Below are 16,899 nucleotides of genomic sequence, written 5' to 3'. Positions count from 1 at the left end.
CGTGACGTTTTGGCACCGGGGCGGCGTGCGCCAGGACACGGGGTTAAGAAGGAAACCGCGTACCTCAAAAACTTTTTGTCAGATGCCTTCAAGACTTCGGCCAGTACGCTCCGCCCATGAAATTCATGACTTGGACCTGCGCCCTGCTCTTGAGTCTGCCCGGCGTCGCTGCCGCTCAGTCCCGCGTGCTGTACGACGTGCGTGTTCCCACGCCAGCGCCACAGCTTCAGGAAAAGGTGTGGCAGCAGATTCGCGCGCTGGCACGTCGAGCCGACCAAGCTCAGCTCTGGGGCCGCGACGCTTCTTGTGTTGACCAGGACCTCAACATCAACGGCGCGGCTGCCGGAGCGTTCACGGCGCCCAACACCCGGCAAACAGCGTATCTGTACACGTCCTGCTTTGAAATTCCCAATGTCAGCCGCCAGGGTCTGGTCATCATGCAGGGCCAGCAGGTGGTGGCTCACTACGTCTTCAAGGACCACTTCACCGAGCTGTACAGCCTCAAGGACATCAACCGGAACGGCTCTTCCGAACTGGGCTTGCTGCGCCACCTGGAAGGTCAAGGCACCGCCTACGATTATCTGGCGGTGGCAGAACTGCGTCCCAGCAGACGTTTTCTGATGCTCGAGAAGGTGAACTACAACGACTGCGGCAACATGGGCACCGCCGGCTGGACAAGCCAGGTCATCCGTGTCCTGCCGGGAGCCAGACCGACTTTTACCAAGCAGAGCCTGAGCGGTCGCTGTGACGGCGTGGACCCCTTTCGCCGTATCTCTGCCCAGGGAGTCAGCAAAGCCTTTACGCCCCAGCAGGAGCCGACGGAGTGGAAGACAGCTCCGCTGCGCTGAGGGATTCTCTGGGCTGAAGCGGTGCTCTGCGCTTCTTTTGACGTGAAACCAGACCTCAAGCTTGCTCCGATTTTCAGTCGGAGACGAGCTTTTCGAGCCACAGAATAAAAGTGAAATCCCCCGTTCTGGACGAGGGATTTCTTCTTGGTGCGAATGCCCAGACTTGAACTGGGGACCTCACGCTTATCAGGCGTGCGCTCTAACCAGCTGAGCTACACTCGCGCCCTTCTTGTGGCCTTCCCGTGCGGTCAGGCGGGGAACAAGATAACAAGGCCGGGCCAATGTGTCAACGGGGGCAGGGCACGCTCAGCCCCGTCTAAGTTTCGCCTTGACCCCTTACCCGCCTCCGCGCTACTTTTTGAGGAGCTCCCGCAGCAGGAGCCACCCACTTCAGAGCGCCCGAGAGACCTGGCTCGACGACGGCGCGGCAACCGGACCCCATCACGTCACGGTGCCAAGGCCAGCCCCCTGGGCGTGTCAACGATGAGCCGCCGGGCGGGACCAAGCGGGAAGGCCACGCGGATGACGATATTCAAGTGTCCCTTCTCGATTCACAGCAGGCAGGGGGAGTGCCGTGACTGGCGCCCCCGAACCTGCTTCCCCCGAGGAGCCGCCACCATGACCGATACCAAACAGCCGCAGCCTCTGCACTTCGAGACCTTGCAGGTGCACGCCGGACAACGCCCCGACCCCGTGACCGGAGCGCAGCAAACGCCCATCTACGCCACCAACTCCTACGTGTTCGAGTCGCCCGAGCACGCCGCCGACCTCTTCGGGCTGCGGCAATTCGGCAACATCTACAGCCGCATCATGAACCCCACCAACGACGTGTTCGAGCAGCGGGTGGCCGCCCTCGAAGGGGGCGTGGGGGCGCTGTCGGTGTCGAGCGGGCACGCGGGGCAGCTCGTGACATTGCTCACGCTGGCGCAGGCGGGAGACAACATCGTCTCGTCGCCCAACCTGTACGGCGGCACCGTCAACCAGTTCCGCGTCACGCTCAAGCGGCTCGGCATCGAGGTGCGGTTTACCAGCAAAGACGAGCGCCCCGAGGAATTCGCCGCGCTGATCGACGAGCGCACGCGGGCCGTATATCTGGAAACCATCGGCAACCCGGCGCTGAACATTCCCGATTTCGAGGGCGTGGCGAAAGTCGCGCACGAGCACGGCGTCGCGGTGGTCGTGGACAACACCTTCGGGGCCGGCGGATACTACTGCCAGCCGCTGCGGCACGGCGCCAACATCGTGCTGCACTCGGCGAGCAAGTGGATCGGCGGGCACGGCAACGGCATCGGCGGGGTCATCGTGGACGGCGGGAACTTCGACTGGGGCAGCGGGCGGTATCCGCTGATGACCGAGCCCTCGCCGAGTTATCACGGGCTGAAGTTCTGGGAGACGTTCGGGGAAGGCAACGGGCTGGGGCTGCCGAACATCGCCTTCATCACCCGCGCCCGCACCGAGGGGCTGCGCGACCTGGGAACGACCCTGGCGCCGCAGCAGGCGTGGCAGTTTCTGCAAGGCCTTGAAACCCTGAGCCTGCGCGCCGAGCGCCACGCCGAGAACACCCTGGCGCTGGCGCACTGGCTCATCAGCCACCCGGACGTGAAGCAGGTCACTTACCCCGGCCTGAGCAACCACCCCCACTACGACCGGGCGCAGACCTACTTGCCGCGCGGGGCGGGCGCGGTGCTCACCTTCGAGCTGCGCGGGGGCCGGGCGGCGGGCGAAGCGTTTATTCGCTCGGTCAAGCTCGCGCAGCACGTCGCCAACGTGGGCGACACCCGCACGCTGGTCATTCATCCGGCGAGCACCACCCACAGCCAGCTCGACGAGGTGACGCAGACGAACGCCGGGGTCACGCCGGGCCTCATCCGGGTGTCGGTGGGCATCGAGCACGTAGACGACATCCGCGAGGACTTCGCGCAGGCCCTGGCGAGCGCTGGGGAGCGGGCGTGACCGCCGTGCTCGCGGGCCACGCCTCTGCCCTGCTGCTGACCGAAGAACCCGACTGTTCGGGGCCGCAGACGGTCGTTCTCTTCCGGCGTGAGCCGCTGCTGCTCGACTGCGGACGGGCGCTGAGCGACGTGCGGGTGGCCTTTCACACCTACGGCACGCCGCGCGCCGACGCCACGCTGGTGCTGCACGCCCTGACCGGCGACAGCGCGGTGCACGAGTGGTGGCCCGACTTTCTGGGCGCGGGCCGGCCACTGGACCCGGCAGACGACTACGTGGTGTGCGCCAACGTCCTCGGCGGGTGCGCCGGCACGACGAGCGCCGCTGAACTCGCCGCCACCTGTTCCGGACCGGTGCCGCTCAGCCTGCGCGACATGGCCCGGGTGGGGCGCGCCCTGCTGGATTCTCTCGGCGTGCGACGGGTGCGGGTCATCGGCGCGAGCATGGGCGGGATGCTCGCCTACGCCTGGCTGCTGGAGTGCCCCGACCTGGTGGAAAAGGCCGTGATTATAGGAGCCCCGGCGCGGCACTCGCCCTGGGCTATTGGACTGAACACGGCGGCCCGCAGCGCCATTGCCCTCGCTCCCGGCGGCGAGGGGCTGAAGGTGGCGCGCCAGATTGCCATGCTCAGTTACCGCAGCCCCGAAAGCCTAAGCCGCACGCAGGCGGGGCAGCGCGTGCCGGGGGTGCCCGCCGTTACGTCTTACCTGCACTACCAAGGCGAAAAACTCGCCGCCCGCTTCGACGAGCAGACCTACTGCGCCCTCACCTGGGCGATGGACGCCTTTCAGCCGAGCAGCGCCGACCTCAAAGCGGTGCGCGCGCCGGTACTCGTCGTCGGCATCTCCAGCGATCTGCTCTACCCCGCCGCCGAGGTCCGCGCCTGCGCCGCCGAGCTTCCCCACGCCGACTACTGGGAACTGGGCAGCATTCACGGCCACGACGCCTTTTTGATGGACCCACAGGACTTGCCGGAGCGGGTGGGGGCGTTTCTCAGGAGTTGAGCCTCACTCGCCCACATCCGAAAAGGTCAGCGCCGGGCGAGCCTCGTCCGTCGCCTTCACCAAGCGCACGCCGCTGTGGGCAACAGGGGCCGGATACTCCAGGGCCAGCCAGCTTTTTTGCCCGCCCTGACGCACGTCCAGATAGACGGTAGTGACGCGGGACCGCACGCAGAGCACCTGCGGCGAACAGACTCGCGTTTCTAGACCGAGCAGCTTGACCTGACGGGGGCCGAGCTGTCCCGTTTCGCCGCGCCGCAGCGTGAGCGTCTGTCCCGGTGCGCGGTTGCCGGGCGGTCGATTGGTGAGTTTAACGGTGAGCGCGCTTCCACCCGATACGGCGACTACGCCTACGCCACTCCAGCGCGGCACCCGTTCCGGCGGCCAGCTCAGGGTCAGCACCGAGGCTCGTCCATTTTGCTTGACCTGGACGCGGGCGACGACATCGGCGAGGCAGTCCGCCGTCGGTCCACAGCGCCGGTCCTGCACCTCCAGCACCGTAAGGTGCCGGGCACCGAGCCGCCCCGTTTCGCCTTCGCGGAGGGTGACTTGCGCGGCTCCGGCGAAGGAACCGAGGCACAGCAGCAGGGCGAGGGTTTTTCGCATGGATTCAGGCTAGACGCGCCGGGTGAAGGCCTTCTGACGGTCCACCGCCAGCCTCGAACTTTCCCAATAAAATCACAATTCCCCCGCCCCGCCTCCGCGCCCAGAGCAGTTCTCCGAATTACGCGTGCGTCGGAAAAGCGCCGCCACCCGCTCCATTCTCCGCTCTGCTCTTTGTTTTGTACTCGCTCCGCTCGCCAAAAAGCTGTGCCATCTTTTTGTCAAATGCTCTAAGCTGCAATGGTTCGTGCAGTTTTGAGGTCACAAAGAAAGACCCACCGAAAATGGGGCTGTGAACACACCGCTTCCAATGGGTCTAATGGCTATCCTACAGTACGTTCTCAGCGCGGTCCCGCTGCGCAAGACGCAGCGGAATTTTCTGACCGTGCTGCTTAGCGTATTTCTCGCTGTTCCTGGACGGCTGAACGTCCTGAACCTCTCCCGATATGCGGCCTGCTCAGAGAGTACGATCCGTCGTTGGCTGCACCGAAGTGACCCCGGGGCCATTCCCTGGGGCGCAGTACACCGGGCGACTGTGAGCACGGCGATTGAGAGTGGGCTGATCAGCCCACTGTGCGTTCTGGCCATCGACGCCTCTTTTCACCGCAAATCTGGTCAGCACACCGCACACCTCGGCTCGTTCTGGAATGGCTGTGCCGCACGGACCGAACGTGGGATCGAGCAATCCTGCTGTGCCCTGATTGACGTCCAGCACCGACAGGCATTTACGGTCGATGTCCGTCAGACCCGGACCGGGTCTGAGGCCCCGAGTCGTCTGGAACAGGCCGCTGACCAGCTGGATGACGTGTTGCTTGATCTCCAGACTGTTCCACGGCTTGATCTGGCCGCTGTGGTTGCGGATGGGAACTATGCGAAAGAATCCATGGTGGAGACCGTGACCGGTCACGGTCTCCCATTCATCTCCAGATTTCCTCGCAACGCCAACCTCAAGTATCTCTATACCGGCGAGCATCCCAGACGACGCGGACGGCCAAAAAAGTTCGACGGCAAGGTGGATTTCAGCGACTTGCAGCGCTTTGACCTCGTTTCTGAAACGTCGACCGAGCGGGTGTGGACTCAGGTGGTCTGGAGCGTGCAGTGGGCGCGAGAAGTGCGTGCAGTCGTCATCCAGCAGGTCGGTAAAAAGGGTCAAGTGACGGGTTACGCGGTGCTGTTCAGCACCGCTGTGACGATGCCCGCTCATGAGGTCATTGCGCTGTACCGGAGCCGTTTCGAGATTGAACTGATCTTCCGGGATGCCAAGCAGTTCCTGGGAGGCCAGGATGTGCAATTGCGGTCACAGCCAGGCATTGAGGCGCATTGGAACGTGGTCTTGCTGACCCTGAACCTCTGTCGCCTTGAGGCCCTGCGAGCAGCAGAGGGCGGACAGAATCTGGTGTTCAGTCTCGAAGACATGAAACGCAGGGCGTATAACGCCCTGCTGGCCCAAGTGATTTTGTCCAAGTTGGATCTCTCGGCCCGCTTTGAAGAATTAGAACATCTGCCGTCCAGTCCGCTAAATTTCGGCCTCAAAGCCGCCTAAAACTGCACGAACCATTGAAGCTGGCCGCATGAGCGTAAAAGACAACTTCACGGCAGACGAGTGGTTCAAGGTCATGACCGGGCCAGGCCGCGCGGGGGCCGCTGTGGTCGCCGCCAGCCCCAGCGGACTGACCGGGCTGCTCGCCGAAGCGCAGGCGATTGCCGCTTCCGTGCGCGAAAGTGTCAGCGGCACGCCGCGCACGCCGCTGATGGAGGCGATGGCCGCCGAACTGCTCGGCACCCCGCCCGACCCCAAGGACCTGCCCCAGCAAAACACCCGCGACATGGAAGAGGTCAAAGCGCAGAGCATTGAGGGCGTGCGGCAAGCCGCGTGGTTGGTGAGCAGCAAGGCGAGCCCCGAAGACGCCGCCGCTTACCGCCAGATGCTGCTCAAGGTGGTGGAAAACACCGCGAACGCCGCGAAGGAAGGCGGCTTCCTGGGCATCGGCGGCGAACAGGTCAACGACAAGGAACGCGCCGTGATGGACGAACTGCGTCAGGTGATTGGCGGCGACCAGACGAACCAGCCGACCGTGGTGCAGGAAACCTTGCCGGAGTCCACCGGGACTACGATGCCAGCGCCCGACGGCAGCGGCAACAGCAACTGAGGGCAAAGACAGAAGGCAGGGCGCCAGCGGGCCGCTCTGCCTTTTGCTTCGCCAACGCTGCGCCACGCGCTATGCTGCGCCCGTCTGCGGAAGGTGACTGGCGCGAAAACGTGGGAAGACCACGGGGAAGCCTTCTGGCATAGCAAAGACCGTGCGCCTGGGTCGGACGCTTCCTGCATGTGCGGGGGCGTTTTCCTGTGTGGAAAACGGGAGGCAACATGACGAAACGGGCGCTTATTTCGGTCAGCGACAAGACAGGCGTGGTGGAGTTTGCGGCGCAGTTGCAGCAGCGCGGCTGGGAACTGCTCAGCACGGGCGGCACTTTTGCCACACTCTCGGGGGCCGGCATCCCGGTGCGGCAAGTCAGCGACGTGACCGGCTTTCCCGAGATGCTGGACGGGCGGGTCAAGACGCTGCACCCGGCCATTCACGGCGGCATCCTGGCGCGGCGTGAGGCCGGGCACCTGGGGCAGCTCGCCGCGCAGGACATCGGCACCATCGACCTGGTGTGCGTGAACCTCTACCCCTTCCGCGAAACGGTGGCGCGCGGCGCACCCGACCCCGAAGTGATTGAGAACATCGACATCGGCGGCCCGGCCATGATTCGCTCGGCGGCCAAGAACCACGACGCCGTGCTGGTGCTGGTGGACCCCGCCGATTACGCGCTGGCCCTGCAAGACGAGGTCTCCCCCGCCGAGCGCCGCCGCCTGGCCGCCAAGGCCTACCGCCACACCTCCGAGTACGACGCGGCGATTACGGCGTATCTGTCAGGCGAATCGGACGAGCTGCCGACGCAGTTGCCCGAGCACCTCAGCCTCGACCTCACCCGCACCGCGCAGGTCCGTTACGGCGAAAACCCCCACCAGCCCGGCGCCATTTACCGCTGGGGCAACGCGCGCGGCCCGGTGATTGACGCGCAGGTGGTGGCCGGCAAGCCGATGAGCTTCAACAACTATGCCGACGCCGACGCTGCGTGGAGCTTGTGTCAGGAGCTGGCGGCGCAGGAGCAGGGCGCCGTGTGCGTGGCCGTCAAGCACGCCAACCCCTGCGGTGTGGCGGTGGCCGCCGACGTGAAGACCGCCTGGGAACGCGCCCGCGACGCCGACACCCTCAGTGTGTTCGGGGGCGTAGTGGCGGTGAGTCAGCCGGTGGACTTCGGGGCGGCGCAGAGCATGAAAGGCACCTTCCTTGAAGTGCTAATCGCGCCCGACGTGACCCCCGACGCGGTGGAGTGGTTCGCCGCCAAAAAGCCCGACCTGCGGGTGCTGATTGCGGGCCAGCCACAGGGCGTGAGCGTGCTGGACGTGCGCCCGCTGACCGGCGGGTTTGCCGTGCAGGAGCGCGACGCCCGCCCCTGGGACGATCTGTGCCCCGAAGTGGTGACCGAGCGCCAGCCCAGCGAGCAGGAATGGGCCGACCTGCGCTTCGCCTGGGCGGTGGTGAAAGGGGCGCGGTCCAACGCCGTCGCCCTGTGCAAAGGCGGCGTGACGGTGGGCCTCGGTGCCGGGGCCGTGAGCCGCATCTGGGCCGCCGAGCGCGCCATCGCCAACGCGGGTGAAGCAGCTCAGGGCGCGGTGCTGGCCTCCGAAGCCTTTTTCCCCTTCGACGACGTGGTGCGGCTGGCAGCGAGCGCGGGCGTGACCGCCGTGCTGCAACCCGGCGGCGCCAAGCGTGACCCCGAAGTGATTGCCGCCTGCAACGAACTGGGCATCAGCATGGTGTTCACGGGGTCGCGGCATTTCCGGCACTGAGGACAGGATGCAGACCTCTTCCGAACCTGCCGCTTCCGAAACCGCCGCGCTGCTCGGCAAACCGCTGGCCGATCGGGTCATGCGCGGCGTGCGCGCCGACCTGAAAGCCTGGGCGCAACTGGACCCACCCTTTGAGCCGCAACTGGTGAGCGTGCTGGCCTCTGACGACGAGGCCTCGCAGGTCTACGTGCAGAGCAAGGCGAAGCGCGCCAAGAAGCTGGGGGTGGCGTTCCGGGTGGTGGACCTCGGCGCGGCGGCCACGCAGGAGGCGTTGGAACAGACCCTGCGCGAGCTGTCCGCCGACCCCGCCGTGCACGGCATCGTGCTGGAGCTGCCGCTGGCCGCTGGGCTGGACGCCGACGCCGCGCTGCTGCACATTGCGGCGCGCAAGGATATCGAGGGGCTGAGCCCGGCCAACCTCGCCCTGATCGCCGCCGGACGCGAACCCGAGGCGCTGTTGCCGCCCACGCCGCGCTCGGTGCGCTTTCTGCTGCGGCACGCGCTGGGCGACGACCTGCGCGGCTTGCGGGTGGCGGTCATCGGGCCGGGGCGCACGGTGGGCCGCCCGCTGCTGTTTATGCTGAACAATAAGGGCGCGACGGTAACGCTGTGCAACGAGCACACCCGCGACCTCGCGGCGGTGCTGGCTGCGCAGGACGCGGTGGTGGTCGCAGTAGGCAAGGCAGGGCTGCTGCGGCCCGAGCAGGTGCAGCCGGAGCACGTCGTCATTGACGCCGGCATCAACGTGCAGGAAAGCGGTGACATGGTGGGCGACGCTCTACCCGAGCTGCCGGTGCGCGCCCAGACCCCGGTGCCGGGCGGCGTGGGGCCGCTGACCTCGGCGCTGATGTACCAGAATCTGGTGCGCGGCGTGAAGTTGCAGCGCGGGGAGCCAGTGGATGACTGAGGCAGGGCACGACCTGAATCTGACGGTCATCACCGACGCGCCGCGGGTGGCGGGCAGCGAGGTGTGGCTGCTTGACGTGTTGCCCCGGTTGCGCGCGCATGGGCAACGGGCGACGGTGTACTGCTCGGCGGCGCCCGCCCTCGACCGCTGGGCGGCGCAACTCACCGAGCAGGGCGTCACGGTGGAGCGTTGGACCGATCTGCTGACGTTGCCGGAGATGACTGGGGACGCCGACCTGCGGGTGTTGCAAGTCTGGAATCCAGACACTTACCGCACGTTACTGCCCCAGCTCAGGGCGCCGCGCAGTGTGGTGTTGCACGACCAGCTCGACTATCACTACGGCTGGCCGCTCCAGGGCCTTTACCGCGAAATTTACCGGCAGACGAAGGCCAAATTCCTTCCCCAGGCTGAGCAGCGCCTCACGGTGTCGCGGTGGGGCGCGGCTTTCTTACAGCAAGAACTGCGGGTGTCGGACGTGCGGGCGGTGCCCAACGGAGTGGACACTAACCGTTTTTCGCCATTGCCTGAGTCCGCGCGCGAAAAGCTGCGCGCCGAGCTGGGATTTCGCCGCTTTACCGTGCTCGTCCCTGGCCGCTTCGCCCCCGAAAAAAATCAACTGGCGGCGGTCTGGGCAGCGCGGCAAGCTTCCGACCTCGACTTCGTGTTCGTCGGCGATATGGATTCGGGAGGTGGGCGACTCGCGCAGCAACTGGCGCGCACTCAGCCCAACGTACAATTCTGGGGCCGGCGCTGGGACATGCCCGACCTCTACCGGGCGGCGGACGTGCTGCTGCAACCTACGCTCGCCGAAAACCAGTCGCTCGTCACGCTGGAGGCGCTCGCTTCCGGGTTGCCGCTGGTCACCACGCCGATTCCCGCCCAGCGCGAACTGGTGCAAGACGGTCAGACCGGCCTGCTGGTGCCTCCCCAGCCCGCGCTGCTCGCCCGGGCGCTGCGGGCGCTTGCGGCCCACCCGGAACAGGCCCGGCGTTACGGCGCGGCGGCGCGGGAATGGGTCCTTGACCATCACAGCCTTGACCAGACGGTGGGGCAGGTGGCGCAGGCTTTCGCAGAAGCCACGCAGTAAAAACTTCCCGCCTTAGTGGGCCCCGGTCTTCCTCGCCGCGCACTCCGGACACTGCCCATAAAGCGTCACTTCGTGCGCCTCGACCACGAACCCGCCGGGATAGACGGCGCTGCTCGGCAAGGTTACCGGGCAGGTATGCAGCGTAAACACTCGGCCACAGCGCGTGCAGCTGAAATGGTGATGATGTCCCCGGCCTACTGTTTCGTAAAGAGTTTCGCCGTCAAGCAGCACCGGGTGAATGCGGCGCTCCTCGGTCAGCAGCTTGAGGGTGCGGTACACCGTGGCAATGCCCAGCCGAGGCAGCTCGGCCTGTGCGCAGGCGTGTACCTCGGTGACCCCGAGCGGACCGGGCGCGTCCTGCAACACGCGGGCGATCACGTCACGCTGGCGGGTGCTGCGGCGGGCGGTCATGGAGGCAGGGTAGCAAAGCGCAAGCGCAGCCGACCCAGGAACGGCGGCACAAAAAAGCAGCCCCCCGCAGGGAGCCGCCACAGGAAAAGAGTCTCAGGACAGGTTGGGGTTGACCTTCTGGTCTTCGCTGATAGGCGTGCCCTGGGCCTTCGCCTCGACCACGCTGTCCGGAATCGGCACCACGCCGGGGTGCACCGGGTTGGCGGTGTAATGTACGCCGGGGTGGGGATGATCGCCACTTACCTGGGGCTGCGACTGAGTCTGAGCTGGGGCCGCAGCAGGCGCGACTGGAGTACTTGCCCGGTTGACCGTTGGAATCTGGCCCGCGTTGCTGGCGGCTGCCGTCGCGTTGGCGTTGGAGGGCGCCGCAACCCGCGTGGCCGCGCTCGGCTGCCCGGCCTTGTCGAGCAGGTTGTTGGCGACTTCTTCGAGCTTGGGCGCCAGCACCTTGTCAGTCAGCATCTTGACGGCCATGGTGCCCAGCGTGGCAAGCAGGGCGCCGCCGACGTTGTTCTTGTTGTTCTGGGCGCGCTGCTGCGCCTTAACGAACTCGCGCTGGTGCTTGACCGGGCTGTGGGCGTCCACGTAGATCTTCTTGGAACGCCGCAGTTGACGACCCAGCACCAGGCCGATGACTGCGCCCACTGCCGAAGCGCCACCGAGCATCTTCAGCGGCTCTTTTTCGACCTTGACCTGCAAGCTGGCCTGCTGGGTCAGGCGGTCCACGCTCGCCTTGAGGCGCTCGCGGGCTTCTTCCTGCTCGTTGAGATAGCGCACGTCGGTGTTTTCCCCCACGCGCACCAGCGTACCCGACATCACCGGGCTCTGGTCCTCGGCGCGGCTGACGGGCGCCTGGGACTGGACGGGCGGCTGAGCAGGCACCGGCTCATGGGTCACGGCGGGCTGCGCCTGAATGGTCTGCACCTGGGTCACGGGGCCCTGGGCTTCGGTGCGAATGTCCTTGGAATCTGCCATCTCAGTGACCTCCCTGGCCGGGCTTGGTCTGGTCGGGGTCGGTGGGGGGCACGTCGTTCACGCTCAGGCCCTCGCGGCGCATGTCTTCGCGGAAGGTGGGGGTGGTGCTCACGGCGATGCCGGGGGCGTCGTGCAGCACGACCGGGTTTTGCAGGTTGGGGTCGTCGTGGTCGTCATGGCCTTCGAGCTTGTCGTTTAGGCGGTCGCCGTACATCGTGGCGCGGCCATCGGCGTCGCTCTCATAGACCGGCACGCGCTCGGCGCCTTCCACCGAGGGCTGGACGCTGCCCGACACGGTGCCGGCAGCCTGACTGCCGACGACCTGGGTTCCCGTGACCTGGCTCCCAGTGACTCGGCTGCCGGTGGTGCCGTAGCTCGCAGCGGGCACCGCCGTCGCCGCGGCAGCGCCGGGAACGGGGTACTTCAGCGAGGTGGCGGGCACGCCGGGGGCGTTCTGGTACTCGGCGCCCTGGCCGGCGCGGAACTCGGGGCCGCTCATGTCCACCGGGCGGCGGGGCATGTCGGTGTCGACTTCGGCGCTGAGCTTTTGCAGGCCCATCGCGATCAGCGCGCCGGTGATGGCGAGGCTGACGAGGGCGATGATCAGCGCGGCGGCCCAGGCGGCGAGGCCCAGACGCATCAGGCCGTAGAACACCGCCAGAATCAGGAAAATCATCCCCAGCAGCAGCGGCCCGAGCGCGGCGAGCAGCAGCACCAGCCCGAGGCCCTTGGCCTTGGCGATTTCTCCGACCTTACGGGCCAGCGCATTGATTTCGGACTTGACGAGAACCACGCCCGCATCGAACACGTCGACCAGTGCGCTTCCCATACTCTTGCGTTCTTCCATGTGCTTCCTCCAAGCTTCGTGCCCCGGCGGGGGCATCCTCACGCCCCAGCATAGTGAAAGAAACGTCTGATCGCCGTTACCCCAAAGGAAACGTCAACACAATTTGGTGCTGGCGATGGCCCGCCGCGCCCGCGCCTTGCTGGTGCTGTCTTTCCTTTTCTGTAAGCAGGCGTGAGGTCTAGGGCCGGTTTGTCTCTTAGACTGCCGACGAGGACCCTCACCGTGACGGACTATTCACCTGCCCTGCCCTGCACCGAACTGCGCCGCCCGCCGCTGGCGCAGGCAGTGAGGTACTGCCGGGACCTGACGCGGCAGCACAGCAAGACGTTTTATCTGGGGTCGCAACTGTTTTCGCCACCCGAGCGGGCCGCCGTGTGGGCGGTCTACGCCGCCTGCCGCGCCGGGGACGACATCGTGGACGAGGCGGGAAACGGGGACCGCGAGCGCGAACTCCGTGAGTGGCGCAGCCGGATTGACGCGGCGTTTGCGGGGCAACCGGCGGACGACCCCATCAGCACGGCGCTGGCGTGGGCGGCGGGGCGCTACGCCATTCCCCACAGCGCCTTTGCCGAGCTGCACGAGGGCCTGAACATGGACCTGCGTGGGCACGAGTACCGCGACATGGACGACCTGTTGCTCTACTGCCGCCGGGTGGCCGGGGTGGTGGGGTTCATGGTCGCGCCTATCAGCGGCTACCGGGGCGGCGCGGCGACGCTGAACGACGCCTTGCAACTCGGTCAGGCGATGCAGCTCACCAACATCCTGCGCGACGTGGGCGAGGACCTGACGCGCGGACGGGTCTACCTGCCGCAGAGCCTGCTCGACGAATACGGCCTGTCACGCGCCGCGCTGGAGCGCTGGGGCCAGGGCGAACCGCTCAGCCCCGCCTACCGCGCCCTGATGACGCACCTCGGCGGGCTGGCGCGCGAGTGGTACGCCGCTGGCCGCGCCGGGATTCCGCAGCTCGACGGACGCGGCCCGCTGGCGGTGCTGACCGCCGCCCGCGCCTACGAGGGCATTCTGGACGACCTCGAACGCGCCGGCTACGACAATTTCGGGCGCCGCGCCTACGTGAGTGGCCGGCGCAAACTGCTGATGCTGCCGCAGGCGTGGTGGGAACTGCGCTCGCTGGGCGCGGTCCACGGCTGATCTGTCACCCCTCCGGGAGGCCCAGCGTTCTCCGGCCTCTTCCCTGTTCCCTGTTCTTTTTCCCTGATTTCTGATTTCCCGACTTCCGAGGTTTACTGTCATGACATCTGCACTTCCTCGCCCTGCTCCTTCGCCCTATGCCCGCCGCAAGACGGCCCTCGTCATCGGCGCGGGCTTCGGCGGCCTCGCGCTCGGCATTCGGCTGCAAAGCCTAGGCTTCGACACCACCATTCTGGAACGGCTCGATGGACCGGGGGGTCGCGCCTACCAGAAGCGCACGCCGGACGGGTATGTGTTCGACATGGGGCCGACCGTGCTGACGGTGCCGCATTTCATCGAGGAACTGTTCGCGCTGGAGCGGGACCGCGCTGGCCTGGACGCGCCCGACTACCCACCCGAGGTGCTGAGCGGCGAGCGGGTCAAGGAGGGCGTGAGCGGCGGCCCCCACACCAGCCGGTACGTGACGCTGGTGCCGATTTTGCCCTTCTACCGCATCGTCTTTCATGACGGCACGTATTTCGACTACGACGGCGACCCGGAGAGCACCCGGCGCCAGATTGCCGAACTCGCGCCGGGCGACCTCGCGGGCTATGAGCGCTTTCACGCCGACGCCGAGGCGATTTTCCGGCGGGGCTTTCTGGAACTCGGCTACACCCATTTCGGCGACGTGCCGACGATGCTGCGGGTGGTGCCCGACCTGCTGAAGCTCGACGCGGTGCGCACCCTCTTTTCGTTCACGTCTAAATACTTCCAGTCGGACAAACTGCGGCAGGTCTTTTCCTTCGAGACGCTGCTCGTCGGCGGCAATCCGCTGAGCGTGCCCGCCATCTACGCGATGATTCACTTCGTCGAGAAGACCTGGGGCATCCACTACGCGATGGGCGGCACCGGGGCGCTGGTGCGCGGGCTGGTGCAGAAATTTGAGGAGCTCGGCGGAGCCATCCGCTACGGCGCCGGCGTAGACGAGGTGCTGGTGGACGGCAATCTACCCGGCAAACGCACAGCGCGCGGTGTGCGGCTGGAGAGCGGCGAAGAGCTGCGGGCCGACCTGGTGGCGAGCAACGGCGACTGGGCGAACACCTACCTCAAGCGCGTGCGTCCCTCGGCGCGGCTGGTCAATTCGGACCTGCGGGTGAAGGCCGCCAGCGAAAGCATGAGCCTGCTCGTCGTCTATTTCGGCTTTCGCGGCGGCGACGATCTGCCGCTCAAGCACCACAACATCCTGCTGGGGCCGCGCTACGAGGCGCTGCTGAGCGAGATTTTCGGGACCAAGCGGCTCGGCGAGGATTTCAGCCAGTACCTGCATGTGCCCACGCTGACCGACCCCGCGCTGGCCCCCGCCGGGCACCACGCCGCCTACACGCTGGTGCCGGTGCCCCACAACGGCAGCGGCATCGACTGGGACGTGGAAGGGCCAAAGCTGGCCGAAGCTGCCCTGGCCGACATCGAACGGCGCGGCCTGATTCCGGGGCTGCGTGAGCGCCTGACCCACTTCGAGTTCATCACGCCCGACTACTTCGCGGGCACGCTCGACAGCTACCTCGGCAACGCCTTCGGGCCGGAGCCACGGCTTGTCCAGAGCGCTTTTTTCCGCCCGCACAACCGCAGCGAGGACCTGCACAACTTCTACCTCGTCGGCGCGGGCGCGCAGCCGGGCGCCGGGACGCCGAGCGTGATGATGTCGGCCAAGATGACGGCCCGCCTGATCGCCGAGGACTTCGGGATTCACGCGGACATCCGGCGCTGAGTCATACGGATTCCGCTTAATTCCTGCACAGTCGGGAAAGCGCCGCCTGTGCATCCATATCGCGGAATCCGTATTTTTTCCTGCTCGCATCCGCTCGGATTGAATCTGAAACGACCAGATTCAATCGGAATCCGTATAAGGAGATGGACGGGCATCCGGCGCCTTTCCGGATGTTCGGGAATCGGATTAAAGCCGTATGAGTCATACGAACAACGGCCCACGACTTCAAGTTCGCGGGCCGTTGTTCGTGTGCTTGTCCACGCTCAAGTCAGCAGTTCGGCGTAATCGTCGTCGTCCCCGTCTTCGGGGTCCTGCGCGTAGGGCAGCGTCATGAAAAATTCGGAGCCCTCGCCGCGCACCGACTCGACCCAGATGCGCCCATCGTGCTGCTCGATGGCCATCTTGCAAAAGGCCAGGCCCATGCCGGTGTCGAAGCGGCCATGCAGGGTCAGGCGGCTTTGCTCAAAGGCGGCGAAAAGGTTGGGGATGTCCTCGGCGGGAATACCCTCGCCGTGGTCACGCACGCTCAGGCGCACGCCCCCGCCACCGCGCTCGGCCTGCACGCTGACGGTGATCGCCGAACCGCTCAGGCTGTGCTTGAGGGCGTTGCTGAGCAGGTTGGCGAGGACGCGGCGCAGAATCTCGGGGTCGGCGCTCACGGGATTCAGGTCACGCGCCACCTGCACGCCCACGCGGCGCTCGCGCAGGCTGCTGCCCACGTCGCCGCGCGCGAGTTCGATGACTTCCTCGAACATCGGGCTGAACATCAGTTCGCGCCGGAGGTTCATCTTGCCCGCCTGAATCTTGCGGACATCGAGCATGTTGACGGTGAGGTGCAGCAGGTGCTGCGACTCGTCCCGGCACAGCCGCAGCAACTCACGCGACTCGTTCGAGAGGCCGTCGTCGTCCTCGACGATTTGCAGCAGGCCAATGACCGCCGCGATGGGGTTTTTGAGGTCGTGCACCAGCATGTGGACCAACTGGTCGCGCACCTGTTCGTCGTGTTCCCAGCCGTCGAGCCGGCCCTGTAAGCGGGTCAGGCGCTCTTGCAGGTGGGTTTGCTGCGCGGCGCGGCCCAGCAGCGTGCGGACCTGGGCAGCGAGGGCCGGAGGGGGCGTGGTGTCCCCAATCAGCGCGTCGGCCCCGGCAGCCAGCAGGTCGCCCAGCCCACTTGACCCCACCGCCAGCCAGTGGGTGGAGGCGAGTTCGGCGCGTTGACGCAGAATGCCCAGCACCTGACCCAGCGGCGTGCCCGGCACCTGGCTGTAGAGCAGCACGACCTGGGGAATCCGGGCGTGCGCCTCGCGCAGCAACTGGTCGCCGTCGGCCACCCAGCGCACCTCGGTGCCCGGCAGCTCGGCAGCCAGTGCGGTCGCTTGGGCCTCGGCAGGCGACACGACGAACACAGCAGGCGTCCCAGCGGAGCTGCTCGCCTGGGTCATGCCGGCCCCCTCAGCGCAGTGCCGCTGGTAG

The 16,899-nt window shown here is 66.5% G+C and carries 15 protein-coding genes, 1 tRNA gene and 1 riboswitch; of the genes, 10 read left to right on the top strand and 6 right to left on the bottom strand.

Annotation, left to right across the window (positions count from 1 at the left end; translation table 11 throughout):
- Positions 1 to 116 precede the first annotated feature (116 nt).
- On the top strand, positions 117 to 848 hold the full coding sequence (locus DR_RS04525; RefSeq protein WP_010887519.1) for a hypothetical protein: 732 nt from the start codon (positions 117 to 119) through the stop codon (positions 846 to 848).
- A gap of 145 nt (positions 849 to 993) precedes the next feature.
- Here the strand turns inward: DR_RS04525 and DR_RS04520 are convergent.
- Positions 994 to 1,070: transfer RNA gene (locus tag DR_RS04520), tRNA-Ile, on the bottom strand.
- 396 nt (positions 1,071 to 1,466) lie between these two features.
- Between DR_RS04520 and DR_RS04515 the strand changes: the two genes are divergently transcribed.
- Positions 1,467 to 2,801, top strand: coding sequence for an O-acetylhomoserine aminocarboxypropyltransferase/cysteine synthase family protein (locus tag DR_RS04515; RefSeq protein ID WP_187767762.1), 1,335 nt, complete (start codon positions 1,467 to 1,469; stop codon positions 2,799 to 2,801).
- The gene (locus tag DR_RS04510) at positions 2,798 to 3,802 is read left to right on the top strand and encodes a homoserine O-acetyltransferase family protein (protein WP_010887517.1); all 1,005 of its coding nucleotides are present in this window, start codon (positions 2,798 to 2,800) and stop codon (positions 3,800 to 3,802) included. Before DR_RS04515 ends, DR_RS04510 begins: the two co-directional genes overlap by 4 nt.
- A gap of 3 nt (positions 3,803 to 3,805) precedes the next feature.
- On the opposite strand, the gene DR_RS04505 is transcribed toward DR_RS04510, so the two are convergent.
- Entirely contained in the window at positions 3,806 to 4,405 is a 600-nt protein-coding gene (locus tag DR_RS04505) for a hypothetical protein (protein ID WP_010887516.1), read from the bottom strand.
- 307 nt (positions 4,406 to 4,712) lie between these two features.
- Between DR_RS04505 and DR_RS04495 the strand changes: the two genes are divergently transcribed.
- From DR_RS04495 to DR_RS04475, 5 genes are all read left to right on the top strand, one after another.
- Positions 4,713 to 5,945: a transposase gene (locus DR_RS04495; RefSeq protein WP_063653036.1), complete on the top strand. Its 1,233-nt coding sequence runs from the start codon at positions 4,713 to 4,715 to the stop codon at positions 5,943 to 5,945.
- Between the two features lie 28 nt (positions 5,946 to 5,973).
- The gene (locus tag DR_RS04490) at positions 5,974 to 6,552 is read left to right on the top strand and encodes a hypothetical protein (RefSeq protein WP_027479693.1); all 579 of its coding nucleotides are present in this window, start codon (positions 5,974 to 5,976) and stop codon (positions 6,550 to 6,552) included.
- A gap of 83 nt (positions 6,553 to 6,635) precedes the next feature.
- Positions 6,636 to 6,722, top strand: a riboswitch (ZMP/ZTP riboswitch).
- A gap of 48 nt (positions 6,723 to 6,770) precedes the next feature.
- Complete coding sequence (gene purH, locus DR_RS04485) at positions 6,771 to 8,303, top strand: bifunctional phosphoribosylaminoimidazolecarboxamide formyltransferase/IMP cyclohydrolase (protein ID WP_027479694.1); 1,533 nt, start codon at positions 6,771 to 6,773, stop codon at positions 8,301 to 8,303.
- A gap of 7 nt (positions 8,304 to 8,310) precedes the next feature.
- A complete protein-coding gene (locus DR_RS04480; protein WP_010887513.1) occupies positions 8,311 to 9,210 on the top strand; it encodes a bifunctional 5,10-methylenetetrahydrofolate dehydrogenase/5,10-methenyltetrahydrofolate cyclohydrolase in 900 nt (299 codons plus the stop codon).
- The gene (locus tag DR_RS04475; protein WP_010887512.1) at positions 9,203 to 10,297 is read left to right on the top strand and encodes a glycosyltransferase family 4 protein; all 1,095 of its coding nucleotides are present in this window, start codon (positions 9,203 to 9,205) and stop codon (positions 10,295 to 10,297) included. The genes DR_RS04480 and DR_RS04475 overlap by 8 nt, the downstream gene beginning before the upstream one ends.
- Before the next feature lie 12 nt (positions 10,298 to 10,309).
- On the opposite strand, the gene DR_RS04470 is transcribed toward DR_RS04475, so the two are convergent.
- From DR_RS04470 to DR_RS04460, 3 genes are all read right to left on the bottom strand, one after another.
- Complete coding sequence (locus DR_RS04470) at positions 10,310 to 10,708, bottom strand: Fur family transcriptional regulator (protein ID WP_010887511.1); 399 nt, start codon at positions 10,706 to 10,708, stop codon at positions 10,310 to 10,312.
- A 93-nt stretch (positions 10,709 to 10,801) separates the two neighbouring features.
- Positions 10,802 to 11,683: a hypothetical protein gene (locus DR_RS04465; protein ID WP_010887510.1), complete on the bottom strand. Its 882-nt coding sequence runs from the start codon at positions 11,681 to 11,683 to the stop codon at positions 10,802 to 10,804.
- Position 11,684: 1 nt separating this feature from the next.
- Positions 11,685 to 12,530 carry a phage holin family protein gene (locus DR_RS04460; protein ID WP_034349651.1) on the bottom strand — a complete coding sequence of 282 codons (846 nt, stop codon included), beginning with the start codon at positions 12,528 to 12,530 and terminating at the stop codon, positions 11,685 to 11,687.
- A 222-nt stretch (positions 12,531 to 12,752) separates the two neighbouring features.
- On the opposite strand from DR_RS04460, the gene DR_RS04455 reads away from it, so the two are divergent.
- Both DR_RS04455 and crtI read left to right on the top strand, forming a co-directional pair.
- The gene (locus DR_RS04455; RefSeq protein WP_162177599.1) at positions 12,753 to 13,679 is read left to right on the top strand and encodes a phytoene/squalene synthase family protein; all 927 of its coding nucleotides are present in this window, start codon (positions 12,753 to 12,755) and stop codon (positions 13,677 to 13,679) included.
- A 100-nt stretch (positions 13,680 to 13,779) separates the two neighbouring features.
- Positions 13,780 to 15,426, top strand: a complete 1,647-nt coding sequence (gene crtI, locus DR_RS04450) for a phytoene desaturase family protein (RefSeq protein ID WP_010887507.1) — start codon at positions 13,780 to 13,782, stop codon at positions 15,424 to 15,426.
- 263 nt (positions 15,427 to 15,689) lie between these two features.
- Here crtI and DR_RS04445 read toward each other — a convergent pair whose 3' ends face one another.
- Complete coding sequence (locus DR_RS04445) at positions 15,690 to 16,868, bottom strand: sensor histidine kinase (RefSeq protein ID WP_010887506.1); 1,179 nt, start codon at positions 16,866 to 16,868, stop codon at positions 15,690 to 15,692.
- Positions 16,869 to 16,899: the final 31 nt, after the last annotated feature.

The sequence above is a fragment of the Deinococcus radiodurans R1 = ATCC 13939 = DSM 20539 genome (assembly GCF_000008565.1).
Classification (GTDB): Bacteria; Deinococcota; Deinococci; order Deinococcales; family Deinococcaceae; genus Deinococcus; species Deinococcus radiodurans.
The sequence above is the reverse complement of the archived record's forward strand: the minus strand, read 5'-3'. Positions and strand labels throughout refer to the sequence as shown.